The organism is Streptomyces calidiresistens, from assembly GCF_014141525.1.
GTDB classification, from domain to species: domain Bacteria; phylum Actinomycetota; class Actinomycetes; order Streptomycetales; family Streptomycetaceae; genus Streptomyces; species Streptomyces calidiresistens.
This window is the reverse complement of sequence record NZ_VKHS01001367.1, coordinates 1-810: the sequence shown is the minus strand read 5'-3', so window position 1 is coordinate 810 and position 810 is coordinate 1. Positions and strand designations below refer to the sequence as shown.

General features: G+C 74.8%; 1 protein-coding gene. It reads left to right on the top strand.

What is annotated here, in order from left to right; genetic code table 11:
• Positions 1–760 (top strand): DUF6745 domain-containing protein (locus FOE67_RS27345; protein WP_182667497.1); only part of this gene is annotated, 760 nt, incomplete at its 5' end.
• Between the last annotated feature and the right edge of the window lie 50 nt (positions 761–810).

Here is an 810-nt window from a genome sequence, read left to right as displayed (position 1 = left end):
CCGGGGGTGGGCGGAGCACTGGGGGACCACCGGGGCGGTGCTGTGGGATGTCGCCGCGATCCTGGTGAACCGGGTGCGCGCCGGGGTGGTCGAGGCGCTGGTGGGTTCCGACCCCTCGGCGGAGGAGGAGGCGCGGGCCCACGCCGTTCTCCTGGAGGCCGCGCCGACGCAGCGGGACGCCGCCTGGCTGACGGCTTTCGACCCCGCCGGGGCGGACACCGACCTCGCGGGCATCGCGGGGGTGACGGGCGCCTGCGGATGGTGGTGGCCCCGGGAGGACGTCGCGATCCTCACCGAGCCCCCCGCCGAACTCCACCGTGACGAGGCCGGACGCCCCGACCGCGCCGACGGGCCGGCCATCGCCTGGTCGGACGGCTTCGCCCTGTACGCCTGGCGCGGTATGCCGGTGCCGGCGGACTTCCTGGCCGGGTTGGGCGGGATCACGGCCGAGCGGATCACCGGGGAGGAGAACGCGGAGCTGCGGCGGGTCATGTTGGAGCACTTCGGATACGACCGCTATCTGCGGGAGGTGGGGGCCCGGCCGGTCCACCGCGACGAGCGGGGCACGCTGTGGCGCATCCACCTGACGGGGGACGAGCCGGTGGTGATGGTCGAGGTCCTCAACTCCACCCCCGAGCCCGATGGCTCCCGACGCACCTACTGGCTCAGGGTGCCCCCGCACATCCGTACCGCGGCCGAGGCGGTGGCATGGAGCTTCGGGCTGGACGCCGCGGAGTACGCCCCGGTGGCGGAGAGTTGAGGCTTTCCCCGGGACGTACGGGGCGGGGACGGAGGCGGAAGGCGGAGGAG